Raw genomic sequence first — 26,509 nt, 5'->3', positions numbered from 1 at the left:
CGATTTCTTCATGACAAGGTTTCTCCTGCGGCCTTGCCACTAACTTTACAGTGGGATACTTCCGAGGGGTAAGGTCATCCGGTACGGAATGTAACCGCGAAGCTCTGACGTGTTGAATTTCGCCAAATTTTGACCGTGGGAGATGCTGACAAAAAACTACTGAACTGCATTGTGGGTAGTCCATCTGCTTATGCCAGGGATATTTTCACGCGGTAGAGTTGTACCTAAAGCTCGGGAATCACCGCGAGCCGACCAATCGCCAATTGAGAAAACCGGCGAAGAATTCCATCAAGGAGTGATGTGAGGAATTCGAAACGAGTGACGACCTTCAGAGACGGTATGTTCGGGTAAAACCGAAGGACTACGAGGATCAAAGGAGCGCCGCATATGAGCATTACATCAACCACGGCGCCGCTACGCCTTCATCCTCAGGACGTCGGGCTATCCCTGACGCCAAAATATTTTCGGAGTGAGCTGTTAGAATCAGAAGAAATCAAGCAGAACAACGAATTAAAATGCGGGGGCGCATGAAGGTCCTGAGGGTGCTCGCAATGGGTGCTTGTTTCGTTGTCGACAGCAGCGCCGGTAGCGATGTTCCATGTCAACCCAGTGATACTTTCTAATTCCGTGCAATACGACAAAGGTGGGCTATCCGCTGTGGTCACTTCGCGTCGATGTGCAGGGAAGCGCCACCGATATGGCGGCTTTCATGGTGACTGGGACCGCAGGAGAATAGCCGCATCTGAACGGCACATTTAGATTGGGGGCTTCGTGATACAAACCGATTTCGGGACTTTCGATGGCACAAGCTGGGAGCGCTTGTGCCAGTCTGCGTTCAAATTGAAATACGGACCGTCTTATCAACGCATGCCGGCGTCGCCAGGCGACTATGGAATCGAAGGCTGGACTACGGACGGGCTCGCGTTCCAGTGTTACTGCCCAGAACGGCACTACACGCAGGATGAACTCTACGAAGCCATTCGAGACAAGATTACGCGTGACGTGGGAAAGCTCAAGTCTTATGCAGAACAGATAGCTGAGCGAATTGGGGCCACGAGGATTCACAACTGGCTCTTTGTGACGCCGACGATAAACGACAATGAGCTTCACAAGCATGCTCGAAAAAAAGAGAAGGATGCCCGTAAATGGGAGCTGACCATCCTCACCGAAGACTTCAATATTTCGCTACTGGATGCTGGCTACTTCTCCAGCGAGTTTGAGCAATCCAGACGCAATGCCGGGACTGCGTTGCAGCTAGGGCCTGCGGTGAGCAAGTCGACAGTCCTGCCGGAAGCCCCTGAGGAATACGACAAGCTCATCGCTCGAAAGAACCGCATGCGCCTCAAATCGCGGCAGGCCAGCCCAACGTTTGAATCCGAGTTGTCAGAGTTCAACAAACTTGTTCAAGGCAAATTCTTACGCTGCGACCACCATCTGGCGACGATAGAGCGAACGTCGCCACAGGCCTTCGCGCAGGTCATTCGAATCATCGGTTTGTACGCTGACGAAATGCAAGAGCTCAAGTATTTTTGGACTGGCGAACCCAATGAGCTGGTTGATTCTGTCAGATCTGAACTCGGTAACCGGCTCGAGAAGGAGCTCGGCGGTGTCGTCAGTTTCAGTGACGCGCGCACGTTGGCCGACCTCGTCGTAGCCCGTTGGCTTGCCATATGTCAGCTTGACTTCTCGGAGCCGGTCTAATAATGGCAACTCTCGAGTTCAATGTTCGTCCCTCAGTCGTACTACCCGACCATCGGCCGCTCTTCAAAATTACGCAACTGCTACTTGTATTGTTGTTGGCGTCACGCGGACGAAAGTCCAGCCTCGTCAGGCTGCAGTTGTTCAACTGGGTCCTGAAAGAAGACGTGCGACGGGAGAAGCTGGTTCGCGCCGCGAAGAGTCAAGAAATCGATTTCCCTGCATGGGGCCTCGACCCCGCAGTGCAGAAGGCGATGACTCTCGCCGCAGCGGACGGACTTATCACCGCAAGCGCAAAAATGGTGGCTTTGACGAACAAGGGCAGCGCATTTTGCGAGCGCGCTTTGGAGGAACAACTGTACGACGACGATGCTGCGTACCTACGCGGACTCAAGACGTCCATCACCGAAAAAATGGTCGACAATATTGTGGAGAAATGGGGCTAATATGCTCATCCGAGGAATCGAAATCCGAATCATCAGTGACGGTGAGACCTTTGGGTTCCGGACCCCTTTTATGCCTGGGCTCAACATTATCAAAGGGCGTAACTCGTCGGGGAAAAGTACCCTAGTTAACACTTTAATGTATGGCCTTGGGTTCGAAGAGCTGGTCGGTGTAAAGGGCGAGAAAGCTCTCACGTCAGCCGTGCGCGACAGCTTCCAGTTCGACGGCAAGACGCGAGTCATAAGCCAGTCCTCAGTCCTAGTGGAAGTCGAAAACGATTCAGGGAAGGTCGTCACGTTTCGGCGTCCTATCAGGAGCGAGAGCAAGCAAACAAGGCTCGTCGAAGCCTTTGACGGAGCATTGGTCTCGAAGCCCGGCGATGCTGTCGGTGAGCCGTCACCGCTCTTCCTCCATGACCCTGGCGCCGCGAAGTATGAGAGCGGGTTCTTACGCTACCTAGAGGCGTTTCTCGGTATGCAGCTACCTCGCGTCCAATCGTCAATTGGCGGGCTCACGCGGCTTTATCCGCAAGTTGTCGCAGCGGCATTGTTCATCGAGCAGAAGCGTGGCTGGACCGACTACATAGCAAACATCCCGTTCTATCAAATCCTCGGGGCGCCTACTCGAGTTGTTCAGTACCTTTTGGGCCTTGATAACTTCAAGCTCGAGGAGGCAAGAGCGCTCAACGAACAACGCATCAATCAGATTCAGGCTCGGTGGGCAGACAATCTCGCAGAGCTTCAGGCGGCCCTGAATGTGGTGAATGTTTCAACGCAGGGCATTCCGAAGACCCTACACAGCTCGTTCAAGCCATCCGACGTTTCGCTTTGGGTGAGAGTCGAGTCAGAGAATGTTGCAGTACCGAATGCCGTTTCAGAAAAAACGGAACAGTGGCGCGCGATTGAGCGTCGTCGCAAAGCGGGACCAATATCGACGACTCCAGATGTCATTGACCTGCTTAACGAGCGGACCGCCAAGCTAGACAGTCTCATGGCGAGCTACGAGACATTGATGAGCGAAGCACGTCTTCGAAAAAACAACCTCATCGAGTTCCGGCAGCTCATGCAGCAGGCTGAGTCTGACCTACGCAAGAACAAGACGACCCGAAAGCTCCACGACTTGGGCGCTAGTCTGCAAATTCAATCTGCTGAGGGAAAATGCCCGACCTGCGGGGCAGACATTGAGAACACGCTTCTCCCCCACACGGAGGGTGTGACGCCAATGGACCTGCAGCACAACATCGACTACCTTGAAGCCCAGTTGCGCATGCTCAAGGGCCAGATTGCAGGTTTGGAAAGCATGGGTGAGCAATCCACAGGTCACATTTCAGCATTGGAGAGCGAGATTGCACAGCAGCGAACCTATGTCGTGAATTTGAGAAAGAACATTTCCCAGTCGGACGCGACACTTGAAGCCGATGTCAGGAGACAGATAATTCTGGAGCAAGACGTCCGCTCCCTTCAGGCAGCAGAGTCTCGTCTGTTAACGTTCCTTGAGCGCGCGGATGACTTGGTGGATAAGCTTGTCAGTGCAGAGAAGGAGCGAGCGACGTTTCCGAGCGACTTGTACAGCAAGCGAGACCGCGTCAAGATTTCAATTCTTGAGAAGAACTTTCGTGCCAATGCATCGGCGTTTAACTATACGAGTGCGGAGATTCCAGAGGTACAAATCAATGCGGGAACTCTACTTCCAGCATTGGGTGACATCACTCTGCGTGAAGTGCTGAAGCGGAATGTAAAATCCGAGTCGTCCGCAAGTGACTTTGTCCGACTTATATGGGCGTTCCTGCTCGCGGTGTATCAAACATCGTTGACGCGTGAGTACGCGGGCAATCATCCCGGTGTGTTGATGTTCGACGAGCCGGGCCAACATTCAATGAGCGAGACGAGCCAGAAGGCACTTGTGAATCTGATGAGTGGGCTGACGCAGCTTCAGAGTATTCTTGCTGCATCATTCGATGAAAGCGTTGCGGTTTTCGACCGAGTGACTGGAGGCAGCCGGTTTTATCTCATCGAGTTGCCAGACAAGTTCATTGGTCCGATGGAGCATGATGGCGCAATGTAGCCTGCTGTATCGTCTTCGCGTAGAGGCGCGGACTGGTAGACACCAAACGTTGTGACCGGGGTTAATTGGTGTCACGTAGTACGTTTGTAAATGACGGGGAATCGGTCAATGGAGATTTCGCTCTGAATTGTCTGAACTCGGAGCGGAGCAAAAAAGTGCACGTTGGCAAAAGTTGTTTATCTAGATGCGGCGGCCTCGCTAGAGCGAGGACTATCATGGAATGCAAATGCCTTTGACTCTCACTGACGCGGCTCTAGATTGGGCGCTAGAGCATGCACGGACCTACAAAGACACGGACATATTTCCGTCTATCTTTGAATTTGACGCGATTGCTGACTCTTGGGGGACGGTAAAGGCGGCTATCCAAGCGACCGATGTTAGCGAGTGGCGGGTGCGTCCGTTCCGGCGATGCCTTGTTCCAAAACATCGCTTCGGATTTCGGATTTCCACTCAGCTTGATCCGCTCGATTTCATTGTCCTGACTGCGCTCGTGCGAGAAGTGGGGCACAGGCTAGAGGCACAAAGAATTCCGCAGGCGGACGACATCGTTCATTCCTATCGCTTCGCGCCGGAAGCTGACGGCCGCATGTTTTCCGAAAAATATTCATATCGGGCCTTTCAGCAGGCATCCCATGATATTTGCGAGCAGATCGCACCTTCTCATGTTGTCATTGCTGATATAGCGGATTTCTTCCCGCGGTTATATACACATCGGATCGACAATGCCCTTGATAGCGCCTTGGGTTTAGGGCACATGCACGCAAAGGCTCTGAAGGGTCTTATAGGGCATTGGGCAGGAGCATATTCGTATGGAATTCCTGTGGGCTCGGCAGCATCCAGGTTAATTGCAGAGGTTACCATTGCGGATATTGATCAGCTCTTACTCTCTGAGGGGATAAGATACGTGAGATATTCGGACGACTTCCGGATATTTTGCAACTCAGAGGCTGAAGCCTACAAATGCCTTACGATTCTTGCGCGTTCACTTCTGGACAACCACGGCCTGACACTCCAGCAGAACAAAACAAAGATTGTTCCCGTTGAAAATTTCCGTCGAGACTACCTTCGGGAGAATGAGCGCCGAGAGCTCGATACATTGTCTGAACGATTCTATGAATTGCTCACGGAAATCGGTATAGACGACTCTTATGAAGAGATTGATTACGACGCTCTGCCTGAAGAGTATCAAAGTGCAATTGATCAACTGAATCTGGAAGGCATTCTGCAAGAGCAGATCAACGCCGAAGAGCCTGACCTGTCATTGCTGAAGTTCCTGCTCCGCAGACTTGGCCAGTTGGGCGATACTGAAGCAATTGACCTGATTTTTGATAACTTTGGAAAGTTTGTGCCAGTCATCCGGGAGACCATCGAGTACCTACTTCGGCTCGACGGAATGCCGGCGCCTCGAAAAGCTGAATTGGGTGAGCAGTTGATCAACATCGTAAAAGATGATGCTTCAACTGCGTCACACCTCGAGTATTCTCGAATGTACCTTTTACTTCCATTCGCGCTTGACGGTGAATGGAACTCAGACGATCAATACGTGAAGTTGTACAACGATACTCCCGACGAGTTTTCGTCGAGAGAGTTACTGCTTGCTATGGGGAGAAGCAAGAAGGACTTCTGGTTCAGAAGTCGGAAGCAGTACTTACATGAGTTGCAGCCGTGGCTGAGGCGGGCATTCATTTACGGTGCGTCGTGTCTGCCTGCGGACGAATACAAGCATTGGATTCGGGGCATTGATGGGCAACTTGATGACGTGGAGCGTTCCATTGCCAATTGGGCTAAGAAGAACCCCATCGGCCGGGCTTAGCTGCTCGCAGCTACCACGGAGCAGGGCAGTATCATGGTGGGATAAGTGCTCGGGCCTCCAGTGCCATAAGGTTTGCAGGTGATTCCGCAAAATCTTCGCGACCGCGTGAAGCACGTGCATCGTCTCTGATGATCTTTTGAGCCGCTTTGACGGTCCATAACCCTCCCCCTCTGCCTGAGATCGAGCCAGAAGTGGGCGTTCATGGGCTTTTTCAATTTGGTCGTTACATTAGTAATGGGCATCGCCATCCCAGATATGGGTGTTGATTTGCGCCAAATGTTGACCCAGGGGGATGCGCTTTTATCTTGATACCTGCCTCGTTGCCGTAAGGTAATCATAGTAATCCGATGTGTTCGCCGTCGGAATTTCTCCTTTCTAGATCGATCAAGCGTTCGCGAGCAATGTCGGTCATCCAACCGATGAAATCCCCCCACGCACTTTCTGTCAATGCCATACCTGCGGCCTTATTACCTGGTTCGGTTTCCACTAGATCACAGTCGGGAGAGTCATACTCAACGCGATCAGTTTGCAGTAGTAGCCACCGAGGAAGGATGTCAGACCACTCGTAAGGAATGCGTGTGAGTGGGATGTAGCGTCGTCCGTTGCGCTCAAAGGTGTGAAATCCCATGGGCATAAAGTTGCCCAAAAGGCGCATTTTTTGGTCTATTGCCATGAGATAGTCACCGGTGATGAGGCTGCATTGACATGAATGATATATCGGGATGTCGGCGCGTAGGCCGCGAGTGACATTTCAGTATCAAACGCAGGTGGGCGAACAGCGCGACTCGTCCCTCGACTGATCCCACGGTTTTCTGGTTCGAGATGGGGCCATAAGGGGGCGATTGTTCTCGGTATATCAACAAAATAAAAATTTAGGTATTGCTGGGACGCTCATTTGACGCAGTTGGCGGACTACTATCAACAATTTTTGATGGCTATAAATGTACTAATTCCTGCCAAGTCCGTTATTGGTTAGTTGAGGCCCGTATCCCGTTTGGGAGGCGGGCTTTTTCTTTGCCAACACTTTTTTACCCGCGATGAACGAGCACTGCGAGTCCGAGCGCCAGCGCAGACACGGTTGCCGAGACAAGCAACAAGGCAAGCAGGTGCGCTAAGGCGAAGCGCAGCGGGGTCATGTCGACTGTCCCTCGGGAAGGGTATGCAGCAATGGGTGGGACAGATGCACGACCTCATACGCGATGGCCGTCAATGCACTGGACGCGGCTGGCGTCGCCTGGACCGAAGCGTTTGTGGGCGGGGGCGTCAATACCGTAGGGGCGGCCGCTTCGGCCGGGCTGGGCGTCGCGGCGTTGGGGCGTCGGGTGGCCCCGCGAGGAACGGTGGATCTCTCGTCCCGTCTGGGCCTTCCGGCGCTACCGTCGAGAGACGTCGTGCTGTACACGAGTCTGAGAGATCCACAGGTCAAAGGGGCGCTGCATGCGCTGACGGTGGCCCTGCGGTCGACGACACAACCCAAACGCCAGACATGAAAGCACAACGACCTCAACGCCCTGGCGACGCAAATCCCGCCTGCCCGATTTGCTCGGGCATCTGCGGCACGCGTCGGAAGCGTGAAGTGTCGTAGCCCATCGCGTCGAAGCGGGCGAGCAGGGCGCGATAGGTGACGTCGTCCATCACCGGTTCACGGGAAAAGATCCAGCCGAGCGACTTGTCCGGGTAGCCGAGCAGCGTGTAGCGATAGTCGGGGTCGACGTAGAGCGTGAGTTGGGAGACGTAGATCGGCCAGAAGAGCCGGACTCGCCAGTGCCCGCCGCCACTGCCGGGCACGACGCTGTCGACGAACTGGTAATGACGCTCGGGCTGATCGAAGCCGTTCTTGCGGCCATAGAAGTGATCGTCGATCTTGCCGTCGTCGCGCAATACCCACTCCGCACGGCTGCCGACGAAATCGCGCTCGGCGAAATAGGGGATGTTGGCGATTACGTACCAGCGCCCCATGTATTTCGGCAAATCCACCGGCACCGGACGAAGTGGAACCTCTGCACGAGGATTGGGGTTTGGCGGCGATCCCGAGCATGCCGCGAGCATCATGCCCACGGTCGCCGCGCCGATAACGCGAACGACGCACGTCAGCGTGCGTCGCCAAAGACGTCCGCCACGATTCGGGGTATGTCGCACCCGACCGACGTCCCTGACATCCCCGAAGTTCTTGATGTCCTTGATTTCCTTGATGTCCATTAAGGCGGCACGCGGCATATGAATTCTCCATGTGGGTCGTGGGCACTCCGTCTCACCGTGGTTGATACGGATGCCGCGCCCGCGCGGATGCACGAAACCGGAGAAATGTGTGTCTCCCCGCCGCTCCACGTGCATCCGATTGGCTGTCGCGCCCGTATCTAGCCATGTGCAGGGAACAACCGGCTTCTGTTTCGCCCTGCTTGTCGCATTCCCCACCGCTTGTCACGTCTGGATCGCCAACCGTCAAAAGGAGCGATGATGGTGAACGCTTTGTTTGGCCGCCTGCTGATGGTCTTGCTGGCGGGGCTCTCGCTCAGCGCTTGCAGTCCTATCGGCCTGGTCGACGCGCTCACACCGCGCGAGACCTATCGTACTGTCGGGACGATTGCCTACGGCGCCTCGGAACGGCAGCGGCTCGACGTCTATCTGCCATTGCCGCAGGGGGCTGTGTCCACCAGCGCAATGCCGGTGGTGGTGTTCTTTTACGGGGGGAGTTGGCAGAACGGCGACCGTGCGGACTATCGATTCGTCGGCGAAGCGCTGGCGTCGCGTGGATTCATGGTGATCGTGCCCGACTATCGCACCTATCCGGAAGTCACATTCCCGACCTTTGTCGACGATGCCGCGCTGGCGGTCCGTTGGGCGCGGCGTCATGCTGGCGAATATGGCGCCGATCCTGAGCACTTGTTTCTCATGGGACATTCGGCCGGCGCGCAAATCGTGGCATTGCTCGCGACCGATGCCACATACCTACGAGCCAACGGATTGCGTCAGTGCGATATCGCGGGTGTGATCGGGCTCGCGGGCCCATACGATTTTCTACCGCTGCACAGCGCCGTGCTGGGGCGCATATTTCCGGCATCGGTGCGACTGGCGAGTCAGCCCATTCATTTCGTGACGGGCGAAGAGCCATCGATGTTTCTCGGTGTCGGCGACACCGATACCGTTGTCGACCCGGGCAATACCGAGCGCTTCGCAGAACAGTTACGCAGCCATGGCAGTGAAGTGCAGGTACACCACTATCCGGTCGGCCACGCGATGATGATCGGTGCGGTGAGCGTTCCGCTAAGAGGCGTCGCGCCCGTGCTGGACGACATCGTCACCTATCTGAATGCTTCAACAGAACATGCATCCGCGGACCGGTGCCGCTCGTAATAGAGAAGGCTTCCGCTTTGCGAAGCGCCATCAAACAGGTGATGAAATGGAGACTCGTTATGCCACCGGATTTCTGCCGGTGCTTGTGGCAACGTGCTGTGCGCTCGGCGGGGCGATCCATGCGAATGCCGCGCCGATGGACAACGAGAAGACGGTCATGGTCGGTGGAGCGCCCATGTACCCCTCGAAGAATATCGTCGAGAACGCGGTGAATTCCAAAGACCACACGACACTTGTCGCCGCCGTGAAAGCCGGCGGATTGGTCGATACGCTGTCCGGCCCCGGGCCTTTCACCGTCTTCGCGCCGACGAATGAAGCGTTCGCCGCGCTACCGGCAGGGACCGTCGATTCCTTGTTGAAGCCGGAGAACAAACCTGCGCTGGTCAAAGTCCTTACCTATCACGTCGTGCCGGGAAGGCTTTCCGCTCAGGATCTGATGAAAGCCGTCGACGACGGTCATGGCATGGCGTCGCTGAAGACGGTGGAAGGCGATTCGCTTACCGTGAAGAAGGACGGCGGGCACCTTAGCGTGACGGACGACAAAGGCGGCGTGGCCCACATTTCGATCAGCAACGTCATGCAGTCGAACGGCGTGATTCATGTCGTGGACAAGGTCTTGTTGCCGTAAGGCCTCATGTCGCGCGCCGAGGTGGCGTTCCGCGTTTCTGGCGATCGCCTGTCCCGAAAGTACGGGGACGTGAGTTGACGATGTCCCCGTACCTTCTCTGCCGACACATTCGCCGTCGTCCGGCGACAAAACGCAACAAATCTCATCGAGACTCGACACCCTATCGGGCCGGGTCTCCCTACCATTCGTGCAGACACCTTCGGGCCCTACCCGGATCGACACGGATGAAAATTCTTTACACCAACTTTCACGTCGGCTGCGGCGGCGGGCAAGACACTTACGTACGGGAACTCGCGCTGGCGATGCGGCGCGATCATCGGATCACCGTCGCTACGCCCCCCGGTAGCTGGCTCGGTGAGCAGGTCGCACGACTCCCCGGCATCACCGCCGTCAGCATCGATTTCAAGCCGCGCTGGCACAGCTTCTGGCGTGAGACGTTGCGCCTGCGCCGTCTGATTCGCGACAACCAGTTCGACGTCGTGCATGTCAACGGCTCTCCCGATCATCGTCAGGTCATGCTCGCCGTCGCGGGGCTGGCGACCCGGCCCGAAATCGTCTTCACCAAGCACAACACGTATCCTGCCAACTCGCTTGGCAACCGGTTGCGCGCCCGGTTCGGTACGTCGCGCACGATTGCGGTGAGCGACTATGTCCAGTCGATGCTCGAACGCGACTCGGCCTATCCGAACATCGTCGTCGTCAAACACGGTGTGCGTGCGCCGCGTACGGAACCGCTCTCCGAAGACGAGCGCCTGCGCCGCCGTGCCGCGCTGCTCGGTGCGAAGGACGACAGCATCGTGCTCGGCAGCGCAGCCGGTACCGGCGCAGCGAAAGGGTGGGCCGATCTCGTGACCGCACTGACCTTGCTGCCCGAAGCGACCCGTCGGCGCTTTCGTGTCTGGCTCGCCGGTACCGATCCGAGCCTCGAACAACGCGCGATGGTCGAGCAATGCGGACTCGATGCGCAGATCCTCTTCACGGGTTCCATCAACCACGTGCATCACCTGCTCGCCGCCACCGATGTGGCGTTCGTCCTCTCGTACCACGAAAGCCTCTCCTACGCATGCCGCGAAGCCATGGCGGCCGGTTGCGCCAGCCTCGTGACCAACGTCGGCGGCCTGCCGGAAAACGTCACGCCGTGGGTGGACGGCTGGATCGTGCCCCCGCGCGATCCGCACGCGATTGCCAACGTCCTCATGCATATCGCGGACAAACCCGAACGCACGCGACATATGGGACACATGGCGCGACAAAAAGGGGCGACGGAATTCGACTTCGACGATTTCGTCGCAGCCACGCACGCGGTGTATGTCGATGCGGTGTCGTCGCGCATGGCGCCGATGGCACCGATGGCACTGACGGCATCTATGGAAGCGCATCGCAGCAGCATCGCAAGCCCGCAGCGACGCAAACGGCGCACCGCAAAGCAAGCCGCCTGAGACCGTTCGCATGGCGCTTCCGATCCTGATGTACCACCAGATTCGCGTGGTCCCGTCGCGCGACGATCCGCTGCGCGGCCTGTGTGTCGATCCCCATACCTTCGCGGCGCAGATGTCATGGCTCAGGCGCCTCGGCTATCACGGTCTGAGCATGCGGGAGTTTCAGGCTCATCGGCGTGCGCAGGGGCGTGCGCGCGTGTTCGCCATCACGTTTGACGATGGCTTCGTCAGCGTCTTCGATAACGCTATGCCAGTACTGGATTCGTTGGGCTTCTCCGCAACCTGCTATTTCGTGGCGGCGCGCCTGGGCGGGTGGAACGACTGGGACGCGCACGCCGGTCCGGCACCCGAGCCGCTGATGTGCCGGGACCAACTGCTGACGTGGATGCGTCATGGGCACGAGGCCGGTGCACACACGCTCAACCACGTGTCGCTGCCGGATATCCCGCAGGCGGATGCCGTCGACGAAATCATCGGCGCCAAACACCGGCTCGAGACGACGTGCGGGACCAACATCGAAGCGTTTTGCTACCCCTATGGGAATGTCACCCGTGACGTGCGCGACATCGTTGAGCGCGCGGGGTATCTGCACGCCACCACCACGCGACGTGGCCGTGTCGCGCCTCACGACGATCCCTTCCTGCTGCCGCGCGTGGCCGTCGCACCAGACGTGGGGGCCTTGCGCCTCCTGTTCAAATGCCTGATGGGCTAGGCGATCACCGTTTCACCATGCCCGCGCCGGCTACCGTCGGCAGGTTCGCGACGGATCAGCGACGCGCGAAACGCACGCTTCGCGGCAAGGATATTTCCCAAACGTAATTCGCGGATACTGTGCGGCGCTACGTGCCGCCCGTCCGGTCCGTTGGGTGAAACGGAAAACGGGTATTCTTGCGTCTTTTCCCAGCCGCCCCGTAAGCCATGAGCCGTTTCCCGAATCTCCAAAAGCGCTACCGGGACGGTTTTCGCTGGCTGGGTCTGTGCCTGCTGACCGGCGCTGTCCTTGGGGGGCTTTGCGCTCCGATAGCAAAAGCTGCGCCGGGCGCATCGGCGGGGCAAGGTGCCAACGTCGCCCCGGCGCTCGCCACCTCCGCTGTCCCCGTCTCGGCTTGGGCTGCGCCTGCATCGCAAGCTACGTCAGCGGGTTCGGGCTCTGCCTCCGTGTCAGCGCCTGCTGGCGGCACCGTGTGCCGCGTGCAAGGCGGCGCTCCCGGCCGTCCCTCCGTCGGCCTGGTGCTGTCCGGCGGCGGTGCGCGCGGCTACGCGCATCTCGGCGTGCTCAAGGTGCTCGAAGAGAATCACATCCCGGTGGATTGCGTTGCGGCGACCAGCATGGGCGCAGTCGTCGGCGGGCTTTACGCCAGCGGGCTCAGTGCCGAGGAGATGCGTGCCCGGCTGGAGCACGTGAATCTCGCGGACATCGCATTCGACGTCACCGATCGCAGCGATTTACCCCAATCGCAACGCGAAGACGAACGCTACTACGTCGACAGCTTTTCCCTCGGTTTCGGACGTAACGGATTCCAGCTTCCGTCAGGTCTGGTGCACGGCAACAAGCTTCAGGCGCTGTTGCAGGAGTGGACGCCGGCCATCGGTGGCTCGGTGTCGTTCGACAGGCTGCCCGTGCCGTTTCGCGCGATAGCAGCCGACTTGCAGACGGGACAGATGGTGGTGCTCGATCACGGTTCGTTGCCGCAAGCCATCCGCGCAAGCATGGCGTTACCCGGTCTTTTCTCGCCGGTCGATGTCGGCGGTCGCACGCTCGTCGACGGTGGCATCGTCAGCAATCTGCCGGTGGAAACGGCGCGCGCGATGGGGGCGGACATCGTGATCGCCGTGGATATCGGTTCGCCGCTGCGTCCGCTGGATGCGCTGTCGTCCCCGGCGGATGTCTTCCAGCAGATGGTCGGCATTTTGATTCGCCAGAACGTCGCTCGCCAGCGCGAACAACTGCACGCGAGCGATGTGCTGATTCAGCCGGATCTGGGGCGTCTGACCTTCACCGATTTCGAAAACGCATCGCAAGCGATCGCTGCGGGTGAGGCGGCCGCGCGGGCGGCGCTGCCGAAGCTGCGTCAACTTGAATTGAGCCCGGCGCAATATGCCGTCTGGCGCAGCGCGCATTCGACGATGCAGAGCCCGGCGGTGCGCATCGCGAAAGTCGAAGTCCATTCGCGCGGGGTGGTGCCGGCTGAGAAGATTCGCGCCGCGCTGCATGTGAAGGAGGGTGACGTATACGACCCGGCCGTCGTCAACAAGGACCTCCTCGCGCTCGTCAACGAAGACGATTTCGAGAGCGTCACGCAGCAGTTCGTCGACGAGAACGGACAGAACAAACTCGTCATCACAGCGCAGGAAAAGCGCTGGGGCCCGAACTTCCTGCTGTTCGGGTTGGGGCTGTCGGCGACATCGAAGGAGGAGGGCAGCTTCCGTCTGCATCTCGGCTATCGTCGCCCGTGGCTGACGAGCAGCGGCCTCGAAGCGCGCGTGGACACCACGCTCGGCAGCGACGTCGCGGAACTGCACGCGGAGTTGCGCCAGCCGTTCGCGAATCCGTGGGGCGCGTACATTGCGCCATATGTCGACGTGCAGCGCCGTCACGCGAATCTGTACGACGACTCGGTCGAGGTCAAACTCACCCGCTACCGGCTCACGACCGAGCGGGCCGGGGTCGACATCGGTTTCCCGGTCTCGACGCTGGGCGACTTCCGTATCGGTGTCGCCTATGCGCATGGCACGGCTGTGCCGCAATACAACCTGCCTATCGGCGACGATGACGACGACGATCCGGGTGCGTACCGGCAACTGCTGTTCCCCGACATCTCCGGACGACAACTGAGCGCGCGCGCCCGGCTGGTCATCGATCAGCTCGACGATCCGCAATTCGCGCGACGTGGTTACTTCACCGAGTTGCGCGCCGAGCGTTCGCTGTTTGCGGGCAGCAACAGTTACACGGAGGTGTACGGCAAGGGCATGGTGGCGATGAGCTACGGACGGCACAGCGTGAGCGCCACGCTTGAGGCAGGCAACAACTTCGGCGGCGTGAACGTGACGAATCCGTTCGGCTTTACGCTGGGCGGCTTCCAGCATCTGTCGGCGTATGCGGCCGACCAGTTGGCGGGCAACTCGATGGCGTACGGCAACATCACGTACATGAATCGCATTGCGTCGTTCACCGCATCGCCGATTCGCCGGTTGTTCGTCGGCGTGAGTCTGGAGGCCGGTAACGTCTGGTCGGCTGATGACGCCTTTGGCAGCGGTACGCTCAAGCGCAGCGTCACGCTGTTCACGGCGCTGACGACTTCGTTCGGTCCGATCTACGTTGGTTTCGCGATGGCGCCCGGCGGACGCAATAACCTCTACTTCCAGTTGGGCCGCACGTATTGACGGGCGACGCCGACATGCGGCGCGGCGACCGACAGCCGGTCAGGCCGCGTCAGGGAGCGTTTGGGGGCATTAGGGGGCGTTAGGGCGCGTCAGGATGCGAGGCCGGAAGCGAAGTCGCAGAGGTCGACGCGGTCACGGCAGGCCAGCGGATTTCGAAGCGCGCGCCGCCGAGGCGCACCGGATCGGTCGCGGCAACGTTGCCGTGGTGCGCCCGCATGACCTGCTCGGTGATCGCCAGCCCGAGGCCGTACCCGCCGGTGCGGCGGTCGAGGCGCACGAAGGCGTCAAAGATCTTCGCGCGATCCGCCGGCGCGATGCCGGGGCCGTCGTCTTCGACGTAGATCTCGATGTTGCCGTGCCGCAAGGCCATGCCGACCTCGATGCGCGATCTCGCGTAACGACTGGCATTGCGCAGCAGATTGCGCATCGCATACGACATCAGCCGCTTGTCCATGACGACCTGACACGACGCATCGAGCTGACATGTCGGCGTAATCTCCCGTTCGGCATAGAGCAGTGTCGCGTCGCGAACCTGATTGGTGAACCAGTGAGCCACGGACGTCGCTTCGAGATTCGACTGGAGCGAGCTGTATTCGAGCCGTGCGAAGGTGAGGCTCATGTCGATCAGTTCGTCGAGTTCGGTCACGTCCTGATCGATGCCGACTAACGCTTGCTGACACGCCTGCGGCTCGGACGTCGGATCACGCAGAATTTCCAGTGCGAAGCGCAGCCGCGCGAGTGGCGTGCGCAACTCGTGGGAGATGCCGTTTGTCAGATCGCGTTGCGTGGCGATCAGTTTCTCCATGCGCTCGGCCAGCGCGTTGAGCGTACGCGCCAGAGGGCCGATGATCACGCTGTACGACTCCTTGGCGCGGGTGTGAAAACGTCCGCCGCTGAAGTCGATGGCGCGCTCGCGCACCATCACGAGATCGAGCCAGACGGGGCGCATCCAGCGATACGCCACGAACGCGGGCAGCAGCAGCGTGCTCAGCACGCAAGGCACCACGAAGTGCGACGCGCTCAGTACACCCTCCCACGCGCTCTGGGGCAAGACGATCCACAGCATCAGCGCGGGCACGGCGAGCACCATCAGACAGAGCTGAAGCAGCTTCGTGTACGTGCGCACATACAGGCGCGACCAGCTTGGCCGCCGGTCGGCGCGCGTGTCCGTCCACGATCGTCGGAATCGCAGCCACCGCAGCCGGCAGTAGCGATAGGGCTGGAGTTTGTCGGTCTGCATCGTCAGTGCCGGCGAGGCCGGTCGTGAATTAGGGCGAGATTGAGGTCGTGAGGTAAGTCGTCAGCGAAATTGCGCCGGGTCAGTCCCAGCACGACTTGTTGAGTTGGTAGCCTTTGCCGCGCACCGTCAGAATGCATTGCGGCGCCGCCGGATCATCGTTGAGCTTGCGACGCAACTTGTAGATGCCGCCGTCGACGGACCGGTCGATCCCGTCGAACTCGACGCCACGCAGTTGCCGCACCAGCGCGTCGCGCGTCACGACTTCGCCTGCGGAACACGCTAGCGCCCAGAGCAGATCGAATTCGGCCGACGTCAATTCGGGCTGCTTGCCGTTCGGCAACGTGACCGAGCGGGTACCGCGATCGATACGACACTTGCCGAGCAGCAGGCTTTCGGGCTGATTAATGTTCGGCGCGAGATGCTCGTTGCGTCGCAATTGCGCCTTGATGCGGGCGAGCAGCACACGCGGTTCGACCGGCTTGTGGACGTAGTCGTCGGCACCGAGTTCAAGGCCGAGCACCTCGTCGAATTCCTCGTCGCGCGCCGTCACCATGATGACGATGCCGCGATACTGCGCGCGGGCTTCGCGGCAGATCTCGAAGCCGTCCTTGCCCGGCAGGTTGACGTCGAGAATCACCAGATCGGGACGCCGCCGCAGAATCGTTTGCACGGCCCGCGCGCCGTCGAGCACGCACTCGACCTGATAGCCGTGCTTCTGGAGATAACCGCTAATCAGTGCGGAAAGACGGGCGTCGTCTTCGACGAGGAGAATTCGGGCAGACATTTGGGAGTTTTCACGAGATGTCGGGAGTGTAACGGCTTCGTGCACGCCGGTATGGCAAGTCGACAAAACTCGACAATTCTCTATGGCAGCGTCGTCCTAACTTTGTTAAGCACTCCCTTAAAAGAAAAACCCCGAAGGCCGGGGCCTGTCGGGGTTGGGAGCGCGGCGTTGGAGGCCGTCGCGCCGGGGCGTTAGATCGTTACGTCGTTACGTTGTCAAGTCGTCGCAGCGACGCAAAGCCACTTACGCTTTCGAATTGGACGAATCCGATTGAGCGAGGAGCAGCAGGAAGCCGCCGGCGATGGCGATGTTCTTGAAGAAGTTGTTCAACTGGCCGCTGAACTGCGCCGGGTCGGCGGCCCAGAAGCGGTGGCCGATGAAGGCCGTCGCCACGGTGTAGATCGCAAGGCCGAGCGCGAGCGGCTTGAGGCGCCAGCCCAGAATCAGCGCGATGGCGCCGCCGGCTTCGATCAGGATGACCAGCACGGCGACGACTTCACTGAACGGCAGGCCGATGGCCGCGAAATAACCGACGGTAGCCTTGAAGGCCAGAATCTTGCGAATTCCTGCGATCAGGAACAGGGCCGACATCAACACCCGCGCAACCCACTGAATATTGAAACGCTGCATGGCGATTGTTCTCATCCAAAAGCAAATGTCACCCGACGAAGATGTCGGCAATCCGTACTGACTCGTGCCTGTCGGCGTTCGTGCTGCCACAGGTGGCGCTCATCATATCGACGCGCTGCGCCGCACAAAATACGCGCTCCGGAAATTCAAAGTTGCATGGACGGAACAATCGGCACACCACCTTTGTGTTGCGAAGCGTGGTAGTCGGCCGCCGATGCCATCCGTCAAAGGCGGCCTTTGCCATACGTTCGGTGCTCAATTCGCGGTGTCGGGGGCGAAGGCGCTTCGGTAGGCGAACAGACCGGGCGTGCCGCCGGTCATCACGAACAACACGTCGGTATTGGTGCCGAAGCGACCGGTCTCGATATCGTTGAGCAAGCCGGAGAAGGCTTTGCCCGAATACACCGGGTCGAGCAGCAGACCTTCGGTGCGTGCGAGTCGCTGCACGGCTTCGATCATCGCGGTGGTCGGCAGGCCGTAGCCGTCGCCGCGATAGTTGCCGTCCACGATGACGTCCGACGTGGCGTCGAAGGGGGTGTCGCTTGCGCCGAGTAACGCGAGTGCGTCTTCGACCAGTTGCACGGTTTTGGCGAGCGTCGTCGGCTGATCATGGAGCACGGAGTACGCGCGCACGATCTTGCCGCGTCGCCCGGCAATCTGAAGACCGGCCGTCAGACCGGCATGCGTGGCACTGCTGCCGTTCGGTACCACGATGTGACCGAACTCGATGCCGTTCGCGGCTTCGTAATCGAGAATTTCCTGTGCGCAGCCGACATACCCCAGCGTGCCCAGCGGCGACGATCCGCCTGTTGGGATGACCATCGCCTTGCGGCCGCTCGCCGACAATGTTTGTGCGCGCGCGTTTGCAATGCCCATCGTGTCGCTGCCGGCAGGCACAAACGTCAGCGTTGCGCCGAGAATCCGGTCGAGCAGAACGTTGCCGTTTTCGCGGTAGTCGGTCTCGTGTTTCGGCACCAGGTCGGCGAGCAGCAGTTCGCAGGAGAGTCCCAGACGTGCGCAGGCCGCTGCCGTCAGACGCGCATGATTCGATTGCATCCCGCCCATGGCGATGATGGTGTCGACGTTCGTGGCAAGCGCTTCACCCAGCAGGAACGAAAGCTTGCGCAGCTTGTTGCCGCCACCGCCGGTGTCGCCCAGATCGTCGCGCTTGACGAAAATGCGGATGCCGCGTGCTTGTGCGCCGCACGCCTGTTCGAGCCGCGTGAGACGCGCAATGGGCGTTGGCTGGCTCATCAGGGAAACGGTGGGGAATTTATCGAGTGCCGATTGCAACGAAGAGATCATGCTGCCTCCTGACGCTGGCGGTCTTCAGCACGCCCAGCGTCGATGTGGGTGACTGTGGTTGGGGGGAGTCTGATGTTTTATGTCGCGCGCCGGAAAGTCAGGGGGAACCGGACTGAAAGCGCGTCCAACGCGTCGACCTGAAAAAGTATACGGAATATTGAAATTGTATAATCGTCGGGTCGTTCATTCTCGCCTTGATCCACCTTTCGCCTGACGAGCTTCCGTGACCCGAATCGCCCACACCGATACTGCCGATATCGTCGATAGCCCTGATACCGCATCGCTCTCGACCGCAGAGCGCGCCTATGAGGCGATTCGTCGGCAGATCCTCTCGGGCGAGTTGCCGGAGGGGGCGCCGATTCGTCAGGACGACATCGCAGCGCAGATCGGCGTGAGCAAGATCCCGGTGCGCGAAGCGTTGATGCGTCTGCAATCCGAGGGGTGGGTATCGCTCAAGCGCAATGCCGGCGCCATCGTTTCGCCGCTCACCGTCAACGACTGCGTCGAGATGCTCGACATGCGCATCGCGCTCGAATGCCGCGCATTGGAACTGGCGGTGCCGAACATGGCGCCGAGCGATCTGGCGCTGGCCGAACAGTTGCTCAAGCGTTATGCGAAGGCGGATACGCCGCAGTCGTGGAGCGATCTTAACCTGGCGTTCCATCAGGCGCTTTACGCCCCGGCGAATCGCCCGCGTCTGGTCGCTACGGCACAGGCTGCGCAAGAACGCATGGGACGCTTTCTGCGCGCGCATCTGTCCGCCGTCAACGATCACCAGCGCTCGACTGACGAACACATCGCCATTCACCGCGCCTGCGCTGCTGGCGACACGAAAACGGCCGTACGCCTGCTTCGCAAACACCTCGAACAGACACAGCGAGAGGTGATGGCGTTCTTCCGATTGAGCGGGAAGGTTTAGAGCGACATCCCTCGTTTCCTATGCGCTTTTCATGCTTTTCGTTCGCCCAAAATCGTATACGAAAATAATAAATAATATACGGACTCATTTTTGATCGCGTATAGTCCATGTGACCGGGGTCATGCGTACCCGGCTGTTCGGGCAGTCCCGCGCGGGGCTTCGGGCCCATCATCTGTCTCGCCTGTCGTCTGCCAGCGAGGCGCTGCGCGCGCCCGCACTGCGCTGTAGAGCACACCCAGGACACCTCGCCGCTGTGTTGTTTTCCAGGGCTAGGACTTTCCCTGATCCGACGCAACCCCTGATTGCCGGAATCGAAAAACTGGGTTTAATGTATTTACATGTATATACAACGCAGGACGAACTACTAATCAACATCCATCAGGAGGGTTTCATGTCCGAGTCCAAGAGTCTTCAGGGCGCTGCCGTCTGGCGCGGTGCCGAAATGCTGAACAACGACCGTTGGGTCAAGACGTTCCCGGCGCAGGTGCTGGCGCAGATCGACGCCGCGATCGCACTGACGCGCGACATCGACTGGCGCGACATCAATCGTCAGAACTTCCCGCTGCCCGATGCCGGCGCGTTTTTGGACGATGTGCGCGAAGAACTCGAAAACGGCTCGGGCATGGTCAAGATTCGCGGTCTCGACGTGGGCCGCTACAACACGGAAGAACTCCGCCGCATGTGGTACGCGCTGGGCGCGCATCTGGGCACGCCGATGTTCCAGAACTACCGCGGCGAAGTCATGCGCGAGATCAAGGACGAAGGTATGGGCGTCGGCGCCAAGCTCTATGGCGCGACGGTCGACAGCTCGGGCAAACCATTCCTCTCGTCGGGCGCCCGCACGCTGTCGCCCGGCCAATTGCGTTTCCACACGGATCGCTGCGATGTCGTCGGCCTGCTGTGCGTGCGTCAGGCATCCGAAGGCGGCGTGAGCAAGCTGGCCAGCAGCGCCACCGTCTACAACGAGATGCTCAAGCGCCGTCCGGACCTGCACGCACTGCTGTGCCAGCCGATTCCGCGCAGCCGCTTCGGCGAAGAAGCCGGTGGCGAACACGTCGCCTACGACCTGCCCATTTTCGGCGTGCGAGACGGCAAGCTGACGAGCCACTTCTCGCTCACCTATATTGAGAACGCGCAGATGCTGCCGGGCGTGCGCAAGCTCAGCGACGCCGAGCACGAAGCCATTCAGATGCTCATGGCGCTGGCCGAAGAAGAATGCTTCCAGATGCGCTTCGCGCCGGGCGACATTCAGTTGCTCAACAATCACATCGTGTACCACGGCCGCACCGCCTTCGTCGACGACGTGAAGACGGGGCAGGACCGCATGCTCATGCGTCTGTGGCTGTCGATGCCCAACTCGCGCGCCCTGCCGGAGGATCACGCCGTGCTATGGGGCGATGTCGGTGCCGGCAAGCCGCACGGCGGCATTGCACAACCGGCGGCCGCACTGCCTGCCAATTTGTCCGCAGCCGCTGCCTGAGCTCGCCACCTGAGCCCGACGCCTGACCCTAACCCTGACGTTCGCGCCCCCGAACCCCACACTCAAGACGCAAGGAGAGACTTCCCCATGAACCCGATCGAACGGCAAGACAAGAAACGCGCAACCCGCAAGACGACCCCGCTGCGCATGCTGCTCATTCCGCTCATGCTGGGCGGCCTCTGCGCGATGTCGACGACGGCCGCCGCCGCGCCCGACTACGGCAACTGCCAGGTCACCGGCACGCGTGGCTCGATCAAGCTCGAAACGGTCACGCCGGGTGCGCTGTCGGTGCGTCCCGTGCTGCCGGCCCCGGGCTGGTGGAACGGCGACTCGCCCGACACCATCAAGGACGGTTTCGAGTACTGCATGGCCGCGAACATGGCCTACCGCGCAGGTCTGGATCGCGTGATCGTCGTCAATCGCTCGTTTGCGCAAGTGGTGACGGGGCAGGCAAAGGGCTTCGATATCGCGCTGAGCGAAATCACCATCACGGACGAGCGCAAGAAGGTCGTGAACTTCACCGACCCGTACTTCAACTCGGATCAGGGCATTCTCGTGAAGACGGGGACGAAGGTCGATCGCGAGAGCATCAAGAAGATGCGTCTGGGCGTGAAACAAGGCACCACGATCCTGCCGTATCTGACGGACAAGGTGAAGGTCGCCGAGCACCCGAAGGTCTACACCGATGCCGCCGCCATGTACGCCGCGCTCGCCGCCGGTCAGGTCGACGCCGTGCTGTACGACACGCCCAACGTGCTGTCCATCGCCAAGAAGTCGGAAGGCCGCTTCGAAGTCGTTGGCCGCTACGACACGAGCGAGCAGTGGGGCGGTCTGGTCAACAAGGACTCGCCGAACCTCGCCGCGTTCAACAAGCTGATCGCCGAGATGAAGAAGGACGGCACGTTCGACCGTCTGGCCACGCAATATCTCGTGCCGAGCCTCGGCGCCGATCCCGCCAAGCTGCCGATCCTGACGCCGTGAGGTCGCCACGACCATGAGCCAATCCACTCAAAAGGCGCCGGAGGCGATCCTCGGCAGCATGGGCCGGGAGCGTCGCCTGAACATCGGCGGCATGCCGTCGGCGCCCACGGTGCTATGCCTGTGTGCGTTGCTGGGGGCGGCGATTGCCGTCGCCAGCAGTGTCTACACGATCGCCGCGCTGCGTGATGGGCTGCTCGCCGACCAGTTGAACGGCTGGTGGGTGCCCGTAGGCACCGTCGTGCTCGGTCTTGCGTCGCTGCTCGTGCTTATGCCGCTCGCGCGTGGTTTCGCGCGCTATCGGGACTTCGGACGCGCCACCTCGCGTCGCGACATCGTCGCGGCACGGGTGGCCAGATCGGAGGCGGGCGTGCAAAGCTGGATCACGCTGGGTTACACGCTCGCGCAACTGATCGTGGTGCTCGCGTTGCAGTTCGTGCTGGCGAACAATCTGGCGGTGGCGAAGACATTCTTCCTCGTGCCGCTGATCGTCAACACGTTCCCGCTCGTGCTCACTGCCTTCTGGGTGAACGTGAAGATCTTCCTGATCGCGGAAGTCTTTGTGCTGATCTGGGGCCTGATCGTGGCGCTGGCGATGTTCGCCCCCGGTAATGCCGGCAAGCCGCTGCGCTTCATCGCCACGGCCTACGTCGACATCTTCCGCGCGATGCCCGCCGTGCTGGTGATCTATCTGGTCGGCTTCGGTCTGCCGCTCACCGGCGTGCCGATCCTGAAGGACCTGTCGCTCACCACGTATGTCGTGATTGCGCTGACGCTGACCGTCGGCGCCTACGTCGCAGAGATCTACCGCGCCGGGATTCAGGGCGTGCACTGGTCTCAGGTGGCGGCGGCGCGCTCGCTCGGCCTGTCGTACACGCAGACGCTGCGCTTCGTGGTGCTGCCGCAGGGCATCCGGCAGATCATTCCGCCGCTGCTCAACGCGTTCATCGCCTTGCAGAAGGACACGGCGCTGGTCAACGTGGTCGGGGTGATCGATGCGTTCAACCAGTCCATGGTGATCGCGTCGAACCACTACAACCTGTCGGCAGCGACCACCGTGGCCATTCTCTTCATCATCATCTCGGTTCCGCAGGTGCGTTTCGTGGAACGGATGGCAAAACGCGACCGCGCCCGCATGCGCGCTGGCGGCGCCTGAGGAGCGAACGACCATGTCATTCATCGAGATTCGCGATATCGCCAAGTCGTACGGGGACGTTTCCGTCATCAACGGTCTGGCGATGACCGTGGAAGAGCATCAGGTGGTGTGTCTGATCGGGCCGTCCGGTTCGGGCAAGTCGACGTTGTTGCGCTGTATCAACGGACTGGAATCGATCGACGCGGGCGAGATCCTCGTGCACGGCGATCGCATCACCGGACCGGGCGTGGACGTCAACTCGCTGCGCCGCGACATCGGCATCGTCTTCCAGGGCTACAACCTTTTCCCGCACATGACCGTGCTGGAGAACGTGACGCTGGCGCCGATCCGTGTGCTCAAGCAACCGAAGCGTGAAGCCGAAGCGCGAGCGATGGCGTTGCTCGAACGCTTCAGCCTCGCGCACAAGGCCAATGAGTACCCGGATCGCATGTCGGGCGGGCAGCAACAGCGCGTGGCGATTGTGCGCGCGCTGGCGATGGACCCGATGGTGCTGCTGCTCGACGAAATCACGTCGGCACTCGACCCGGAGCTGGTGTCGGAAGTGCTCAACATCGTGCGCGATCTGGCGCACGAGGGCATGACGATGCTGCTGGCGACGCACGAGATGGGCTTCGCGCGCGAAGTGGCGTCGAAAGTCTGCTTCCTGTGCGACGGCGCAGTGTGCGAAGAGGGGCCGCCCGAGCAAATATTCGGCGATCCTCAGCAGGAGCGCACGCGCGCGTTCTTGCGCAGCATTCGCCAGGCGAAGCGTCTGTAAGAAAGACCCCCTCGAACGTTCATGTGCGAGGGGGGGGGGTGCTTTGCACGGGGACTTCCGACCTGCGATTCAGGCCGGGCAGGGGCCGGTCGATTCCCGCAGGATCAGGCGCGTTTTCACGGTGCTGACCGATGCCGGTTGTCCGGCGCGTTTGCGCAGGAAGATGTCGACGGCGGACTCGCCGAGCGACTGCGTCGGGATCGCCACGGTCGTCAGCGGCGGCTCCAGCAGCGACGCCAGCTCGATATCGCCGACCGCTCGATGCTGGGTCAGGGGCAGGAGCTCTGGTTGGCCGACCGTCTACAAAAGACGACAGCGCAATGGAACGTGGTCGCCTCGACCGTGAAGATGACGCCCTTCGACATGCGTCACAATGGCGAGCTGTATCGTTACCTGCAATCGTGGGCACGTCGATCAGCGCCTTGCGGCCCGAGCCGCTGGCCCGGCCAATGATGCAGGGCATGCCGGACAATCCCGCGTCAACTATTTCGAGAGCGAGCAGCGCGGCTATATGCGATGCACCGTAACGCGCAACGAACTTCTGACCGATCTGCGAACGATCGACTTCACCGACAAGCCGGGTGGCGCCGTCCGGACGAGCAAACGCTTCGTCATCGAGAACGGCAGGACCGGCGCACTGGAAATCTGACCCTCATGACGCCTTCCGACAATCCGCTGCTGCAAGCTTTTCATCCGCATGGCGACACCATCGCTGCCGTACTCGACACGATGGGCGTGCAGGCCAGCCAGCAAGACAGCGACGACGGCTCGCACGACTGGTCGCATCTGATCCGTGTCTGGAAACTGGTGAAGGAGATCGCCGCCGAGGCGTCCGGGCTCGATCTGGAGATGCTCGCCGTCGCCACGTTGCTGCATGACTGCGTGGCAGTGGAGAAGACCGATCCGCGCCGCTCGCAGGCGTCGCGCCTGTCCGCCGGCAAGGCCAGCGAAGTGCTGCGTACGATGGGCTGGGAAGCGGCGCGCATCGATGCCACCGCCCACGTCATCGAAGCGCACAGCTTCTCGGCGGGCATTCCCCCGCGTTCGCACGAGGCTTGTGTGCTGCGCGACGCCGACCGCCTCGATGCCATCGGCGCCATCGGCATCGCTCGCACGTTCTACGTGGCCGGACGCAACGGTTCGCGACTGTACGACCCCGTCGATCCGTTCGCGGCCCACCGTGAGCTGGACGACCGTCGTTTCGCACTCGATCACTTCGAAACGAAACTGCTGCATCTGGCCGACGGCCTCATGACCACCACGGCGCAGCGCATCGGCGAGCGACGTGTGGCCACGATGCGGGCGTACGTCGATCTGCTGCGTGAGGAAATCTCTCCCGAGCGCTAACGGTAAATGCGCTGAATCGTCGGGCGACGGGTCGTCCGACGCGAAAACTCCACCACGTCGACGAATGAATATTCGTCAACCGTTGTTCATTTAATTAGTTATGCGAAATATAACGATGAAGATGCCGATTGCGGCAGGTCTGCTGCTGGGTGCTGTCTGCGCGATGCCGTCGGTCGCGATGGCGCAGAGTTCAGTGACGCTGTAGGGCATCATCGACACCAGCCTGCAATATGTGAATCACGCGGGCGGCAAGCAGAGCCAGATATCGATGGTGACCGGCAACGGCCTCGGCACGCGTTGGGGCCTGACCGGCACCGAGGATCCCGGTGGCGGGCTGCAATCCGTCTTCAAGCTGGAGAACGGCTTCGATTCGACCAACGGACGCCTGCTGCAAGGCTCGCGCGAGTTCGGCCGTCAGGCCTATGTGGGACTGACGAGCCGCGAGTGGGGCGCGGTGCTGATCGGGCGTCAGTACGATCCGCCCATCGATCAGGTGCTGCCCACGCAGGGCAACTTCTTCGTAGCGCGTCCGTCCAGCACCTCGGGACTTCTTCTCACCAATCCGCCTGTCGGCCAATCCGCCCGCGCCGTCGCAACGCTCAGTCTGCGACGGCGTCCAGCGGCACTTCCAGTCCGACTTTGACGTTGCTCATCGAGACCAGCGTCTTGAAGCGCTTCACGTTGTTGCTCTCGAAGAAGAGCGTGCGCGTGAGCGCCGTGTACTGCGCCATGTTCTGCACGACCATGATCACGACGAAGTCGCATTCTCCCGCGACGTAGTAACACTGCTGCACCTGCGGGCACGCCAGAAAGCTGCGCTTCATGGCGTCGAGCAGGTCGAGCCGCTCGTTCTCGACTTCGACTTCCGTGATGATCGTGAGCGGATAGCCCACGCGCTCGGGATCGACCAGCGACACCGTCTTGCGTGTCACGCCTTCGTCGGCGAGCTTCTTCAGCCGCCGGTTCACCGCTGCGGATGACAGATTGACCTGCGCGCCCAGCGCGTGCTGGGGCGTCGTCGCGTCTTGCTGAATCGCCGCGAGCAGGGCGATGTCGTAGCTGTCGAGGCTCATGGGGCGCAATAAAAGT

At 60.2% G+C, this 26,509-nt stretch carries 27 protein-coding genes and 1 pseudogene; 20 read left to right on the top strand and 8 right to left on the bottom strand.

The window, feature by feature from the left end:
• Positions 1–182: 182 nt before the first annotated feature.
• From PCA20602_RS26135 to PCA20602_RS25005, 5 genes and pseudogenes are all read left to right on the top strand, one after another.
• Positions 183–448 (top strand): annotated as a pseudogene (locus tag PCA20602_RS26135) (IS3 family transposase); the annotation flags it as partial.
• Between the two features lie 323 nt (positions 449–771).
• Positions 772–1,701, top strand: coding sequence for a hypothetical protein (locus PCA20602_RS25020; RefSeq protein WP_150723494.1), 930 nt, complete (start codon positions 772–774; stop codon positions 1,699–1,701).
• A gap of 2 nt (positions 1,702–1,703) precedes the next feature.
• On the top strand, positions 1,704–2,144 hold the full coding sequence (locus PCA20602_RS25015; RefSeq protein WP_150723493.1) for a hypothetical protein: 441 nt from the start codon (positions 1,704–1,706) through the stop codon (positions 2,142–2,144).
• Positions 2,068–4,206, top strand: a complete 2,139-nt coding sequence (locus PCA20602_RS25010) for an AAA family ATPase (RefSeq protein WP_150723492.1) — start codon at positions 2,068–2,070, stop codon at positions 4,204–4,206. Before PCA20602_RS25015 ends, PCA20602_RS25010 begins: the two co-directional genes overlap by 77 nt.
• A gap of 226 nt (positions 4,207–4,432) precedes the next feature.
• Positions 4,433–6,019, top strand: coding sequence for an RNA-directed DNA polymerase (locus PCA20602_RS25005; RefSeq protein ID WP_174981600.1), 1,587 nt, complete (start codon positions 4,433–4,435; stop codon positions 6,017–6,019).
• A gap of 334 nt (positions 6,020–6,353) precedes the next feature.
• Here the strand turns inward: PCA20602_RS25005 and PCA20602_RS25000 are convergent, their stop codons facing one another.
• The gene (locus PCA20602_RS25000) at positions 6,354–6,692 is read right to left on the bottom strand and encodes a hypothetical protein (protein WP_150723490.1); all 339 of its coding nucleotides are present in this window, start codon (positions 6,690–6,692) and stop codon (positions 6,354–6,356) included.
• 526 nt (positions 6,693–7,218) lie between these two features.
• Between PCA20602_RS25000 and PCA20602_RS24995 the strand changes: the two genes are divergently transcribed.
• The gene (locus tag PCA20602_RS24995) at positions 7,219–7,509 is read left to right on the top strand and encodes a type 2 periplasmic-binding domain-containing protein (protein ID WP_150723489.1); all 291 of its coding nucleotides are present in this window, start codon (positions 7,219–7,221) and stop codon (positions 7,507–7,509) included.
• A 13-nt stretch (positions 7,510–7,522) separates the two neighbouring features.
• On the opposite strand, the gene PCA20602_RS24990 is transcribed toward PCA20602_RS24995, so the two are convergent.
• Positions 7,523–8,071 (bottom strand): lipocalin family protein, encoded by a 549-nt coding sequence (locus PCA20602_RS24990; protein WP_150723500.1) that lies wholly within the window; start codon positions 8,069–8,071, stop codon positions 7,523–7,525.
• 405 nt (positions 8,072–8,476) lie between these two features.
• On the opposite strand from PCA20602_RS24990, the gene PCA20602_RS24985 reads away from it, so the two are divergent.
• The 5 genes from PCA20602_RS24985 (at position 8,477) to PCA20602_RS24965 (ending at position 14,824) form a co-directional block, all read left to right on the top strand.
• Positions 8,477–9,373 carry an alpha/beta hydrolase gene (locus PCA20602_RS24985; protein ID WP_150723488.1) on the top strand — a complete coding sequence of 299 codons (897 nt, stop codon included), beginning with the start codon at positions 8,477–8,479 and terminating at the stop codon, positions 9,371–9,373.
• A gap of 46 nt (positions 9,374–9,419) precedes the next feature.
• Positions 9,420–10,001: a fasciclin domain-containing protein gene (locus PCA20602_RS24980; RefSeq protein WP_150723499.1), complete on the top strand. Its 582-nt coding sequence runs from the start codon at positions 9,420–9,422 to the stop codon at positions 9,999–10,001.
• A gap of 224 nt (positions 10,002–10,225) precedes the next feature.
• The gene (locus PCA20602_RS24975) at positions 10,226–11,440 is read left to right on the top strand and encodes a glycosyltransferase (RefSeq protein WP_150723487.1); all 1,215 of its coding nucleotides are present in this window, start codon (positions 10,226–10,228) and stop codon (positions 11,438–11,440) included.
• A gap of 10 nt (positions 11,441–11,450) precedes the next feature.
• Complete coding sequence (locus PCA20602_RS24970) at positions 11,451–12,152, top strand: polysaccharide deacetylase family protein (protein WP_150723486.1); 702 nt, start codon at positions 11,451–11,453, stop codon at positions 12,150–12,152.
• 206 nt (positions 12,153–12,358) lie between these two features.
• Positions 12,359–14,824, top strand: a complete 2,466-nt coding sequence (locus tag PCA20602_RS24965; protein ID WP_150723485.1) for a patatin-like phospholipase family protein — start codon at positions 12,359–12,361, stop codon at positions 14,822–14,824.
• 79 nt (positions 14,825–14,903) lie between these two features.
• Here PCA20602_RS24965 and PCA20602_RS24960 read toward each other — a convergent pair whose 3' ends face one another.
• The 4 genes from PCA20602_RS24960 to PCA20602_RS24945 all read right to left on the bottom strand — a co-directional run bounded on the left by PCA20602_RS24960 (position 14,904) and on the right by PCA20602_RS24945 (position 18,783).
• On the bottom strand, positions 14,904–16,064 hold the full coding sequence (locus tag PCA20602_RS24960; protein ID WP_150723484.1) for an ATP-binding protein: 1,161 nt from the start codon (positions 16,062–16,064) through the stop codon (positions 14,904–14,906).
• A gap of 79 nt (positions 16,065–16,143) precedes the next feature.
• Complete coding sequence (locus PCA20602_RS24955) at positions 16,144–16,848, bottom strand: response regulator (protein ID WP_069340263.1); 705 nt, start codon at positions 16,846–16,848, stop codon at positions 16,144–16,146.
• A 243-nt stretch (positions 16,849–17,091) separates the two neighbouring features.
• Complete coding sequence (locus tag PCA20602_RS24950; RefSeq protein WP_246182334.1) at positions 17,092–17,478, bottom strand: DoxX family protein; 387 nt, start codon at positions 17,476–17,478, stop codon at positions 17,092–17,094.
• A gap of 255 nt (positions 17,479–17,733) precedes the next feature.
• Positions 17,734–18,783 (bottom strand): D-cysteine desulfhydrase family protein, encoded by a 1,050-nt coding sequence (locus PCA20602_RS24945; RefSeq protein WP_150723482.1) that lies wholly within the window; start codon positions 18,781–18,783, stop codon positions 17,734–17,736.
• A 223-nt stretch (positions 18,784–19,006) separates the two neighbouring features.
• Between PCA20602_RS24945 and PCA20602_RS24940 the strand changes: the two genes are divergently transcribed.
• The 5 genes from PCA20602_RS24940 (at position 19,007) to PCA20602_RS24920 (ending at position 24,073) form a co-directional block, all read left to right on the top strand.
• The gene (locus PCA20602_RS24940; protein ID WP_240493404.1) at positions 19,007–19,702 is read left to right on the top strand and encodes a GntR family transcriptional regulator; all 696 of its coding nucleotides are present in this window, start codon (positions 19,007–19,009) and stop codon (positions 19,700–19,702) included.
• A 391-nt stretch (positions 19,703–20,093) separates the two neighbouring features.
• Positions 20,094–21,182 carry a TauD/TfdA family dioxygenase gene (locus PCA20602_RS24935; protein ID WP_150723481.1) on the top strand — a complete coding sequence of 363 codons (1,089 nt, stop codon included), beginning with the start codon at positions 20,094–20,096 and terminating at the stop codon, positions 21,180–21,182.
• Positions 21,183–21,269: 87 nt separating this feature from the next.
• Positions 21,270–22,163: an ABC transporter substrate-binding protein gene (locus PCA20602_RS24930; RefSeq protein WP_240493403.1), complete on the top strand. Its 894-nt coding sequence runs from the start codon at positions 21,270–21,272 to the stop codon at positions 22,161–22,163.
• A 13-nt stretch (positions 22,164–22,176) separates the two neighbouring features.
• Positions 22,177–23,316 carry an amino acid ABC transporter permease gene (locus PCA20602_RS24925; RefSeq protein ID WP_150723480.1) on the top strand — a complete coding sequence of 380 codons (1,140 nt, stop codon included), beginning with the start codon at positions 22,177–22,179 and terminating at the stop codon, positions 23,314–23,316.
• Positions 23,317–23,329: 13 nt separating this feature from the next.
• Positions 23,330–24,073, top strand: coding sequence for an amino acid ABC transporter ATP-binding protein (locus tag PCA20602_RS24920; protein ID WP_150723479.1), 744 nt, complete (start codon positions 23,330–23,332; stop codon positions 24,071–24,073).
• Between the two features lie 69 nt (positions 24,074–24,142).
• Here PCA20602_RS24920 and PCA20602_RS26440 read toward each other — a convergent pair whose 3' ends face one another.
• A complete protein-coding gene (locus PCA20602_RS26440; RefSeq protein ID WP_425495714.1) occupies positions 24,143–24,274 on the bottom strand; it encodes a hypothetical protein in 132 nt (43 codons plus the stop codon).
• Between PCA20602_RS26440 and PCA20602_RS24915 the strand changes: the two genes are divergently transcribed.
• From PCA20602_RS24915 to PCA20602_RS24905, 4 genes are all read left to right on the top strand, one after another.
• Complete coding sequence (locus tag PCA20602_RS24915; protein ID WP_174981597.1) at positions 24,212–24,526, top strand: alkaline phosphatase D family protein; 315 nt, start codon at positions 24,212–24,214, stop codon at positions 24,524–24,526. The genes PCA20602_RS26440 and PCA20602_RS24915 overlap by 63 nt on opposite strands.
• Positions 24,527–24,584: 58 nt before the next feature.
• Complete coding sequence (locus tag PCA20602_RS25790) at positions 24,585–24,722, top strand: hypothetical protein (RefSeq protein ID WP_174981594.1); 138 nt, start codon at positions 24,585–24,587, stop codon at positions 24,720–24,722.
• 5 nt (positions 24,723–24,727) lie between these two features.
• On the top strand, positions 24,728–25,420 hold the full coding sequence (locus PCA20602_RS24910; RefSeq protein ID WP_174981591.1) for an HD domain-containing protein: 693 nt from the start codon (positions 24,728–24,730) through the stop codon (positions 25,418–25,420).
• Positions 25,421–25,628: 208 nt separating this feature from the next.
• Positions 25,629–26,063 carry a porin gene (locus tag PCA20602_RS24905; RefSeq protein ID WP_343032118.1) on the top strand — a complete coding sequence of 145 codons (435 nt, stop codon included), beginning with the start codon at positions 25,629–25,631 and terminating at the stop codon, positions 26,061–26,063.
• On the opposite strand, the gene PCA20602_RS24900 is transcribed toward PCA20602_RS24905, so the two are convergent.
• The gene (locus PCA20602_RS24900; RefSeq protein ID WP_069340255.1) at positions 26,020–26,493 is read right to left on the bottom strand and encodes an Lrp/AsnC family transcriptional regulator; all 474 of its coding nucleotides are present in this window, start codon (positions 26,491–26,493) and stop codon (positions 26,020–26,022) included. The genes PCA20602_RS24905 and PCA20602_RS24900 overlap by 44 nt on opposite strands.
• Positions 26,494–26,509 lie beyond the last annotated feature (16 nt).

The sequence above is a fragment of the Pandoraea capi genome (assembly GCF_902459735.1).
GTDB lineage: Bacteria > Pseudomonadota > Gammaproteobacteria > Burkholderiales > Burkholderiaceae > Pandoraea > Pandoraea capi.
The sequence above is the reverse complement of the archived record's forward strand: the minus strand, read 5'-3'. Positions and strand labels throughout refer to the sequence as shown.

Bases quoted from the DNA above. Each gene is read 5' to 3' on its own strand.
- PCA20602_RS24995 (WP_150723489.1), top strand. From the start codon at position 7,219: ATGGCCGTCAATGCACTGGACGCGGCTGGCGTCGCCTGGACCGAAGCG.
- PCA20602_RS24945 (WP_150723482.1), bottom strand. From the start codon at position 18,783: ATGATCTCTTCGTTGCAATCGGCACTCGATAAATTCCCCACCGTTTCC.
- PCA20602_RS24920 (WP_150723479.1), top strand. From the start codon at position 23,330: ATGTCATTCATCGAGATTCGCGATATCGCCAAGTCGTACGGGGACGTT.
- PCA20602_RS25015 (WP_150723493.1), top strand. From the start codon at position 1,704: ATGGCAACTCTCGAGTTCAATGTTCGTCCCTCAGTCGTACTACCCGAC.
- PCA20602_RS24985 (WP_150723488.1), top strand. From the start codon at position 8,477: ATGGTGAACGCTTTGTTTGGCCGCCTGCTGATGGTCTTGCTGGCGGGG.
- PCA20602_RS24925 (WP_150723480.1), top strand. From the start codon at position 22,177: ATGAGCCAATCCACTCAAAAGGCGCCGGAGGCGATCCTCGGCAGCATG.
- PCA20602_RS25005 (WP_174981600.1), top strand. From the start codon at position 4,433: ATGCCTTTGACTCTCACTGACGCGGCTCTAGATTGGGCGCTAGAGCAT.
- PCA20602_RS24930 (WP_240493403.1), top strand. From the start codon at position 21,270: ATGAACCCGATCGAACGGCAAGACAAGAAACGCGCAACCCGCAAGACG.
- PCA20602_RS24900 (WP_069340255.1), bottom strand. From the start codon at position 26,493: ATGAGCCTCGACAGCTACGACATCGCCCTGCTCGCGGCGATTCAGCAA.
- PCA20602_RS24910 (WP_174981591.1), top strand. From the start codon at position 24,728: ATGACGCCTTCCGACAATCCGCTGCTGCAAGCTTTTCATCCGCATGGC.
- PCA20602_RS24950 (WP_246182334.1), bottom strand. From the start codon at position 17,478: ATGCAGCGTTTCAATATTCAGTGGGTTGCGCGGGTGTTGATGTCGGCC.
- PCA20602_RS25790 (WP_174981594.1), top strand. From the start codon at position 24,585: ATGCGATGCACCGTAACGCGCAACGAACTTCTGACCGATCTGCGAACG.
- PCA20602_RS24980 (WP_150723499.1), top strand. From the start codon at position 9,420: ATGGAGACTCGTTATGCCACCGGATTTCTGCCGGTGCTTGTGGCAACG.
- PCA20602_RS24960 (WP_150723484.1), bottom strand. From the start codon at position 16,064: ATGCAGACCGACAAACTCCAGCCCTATCGCTACTGCCGGCTGCGGTGG.
- PCA20602_RS24970 (WP_150723486.1), top strand. From the start codon at position 11,451: ATGGCGCTTCCGATCCTGATGTACCACCAGATTCGCGTGGTCCCGTCG.
- PCA20602_RS25010 (WP_150723492.1), top strand. From the start codon at position 2,068: ATGCTGCGTACCTACGCGGACTCAAGACGTCCATCACCGAAAAAATGG.
- PCA20602_RS24935 (WP_150723481.1), top strand. From the start codon at position 20,094: ATGTCCGAGTCCAAGAGTCTTCAGGGCGCTGCCGTCTGGCGCGGTGCC.
- PCA20602_RS24990 (WP_150723500.1), bottom strand. From the start codon at position 8,071: ATGATGCTCGCGGCATGCTCGGGATCGCCGCCAAACCCCAATCCTCGT.
- PCA20602_RS24975 (WP_150723487.1), top strand. From the start codon at position 10,226: ATGAAAATTCTTTACACCAACTTTCACGTCGGCTGCGGCGGCGGGCAA.
- PCA20602_RS24965 (WP_150723485.1), top strand. From the start codon at position 12,359: ATGAGCCGTTTCCCGAATCTCCAAAAGCGCTACCGGGACGGTTTTCGC.
- PCA20602_RS25000 (WP_150723490.1), bottom strand. From the start codon at position 6,692: ATGGCAATAGACCAAAAAATGCGCCTTTTGGGCAACTTTATGCCCATG.
- PCA20602_RS24955 (WP_069340263.1), bottom strand. From the start codon at position 16,848: ATGTCTGCCCGAATTCTCCTCGTCGAAGACGACGCCCGTCTTTCCGCA.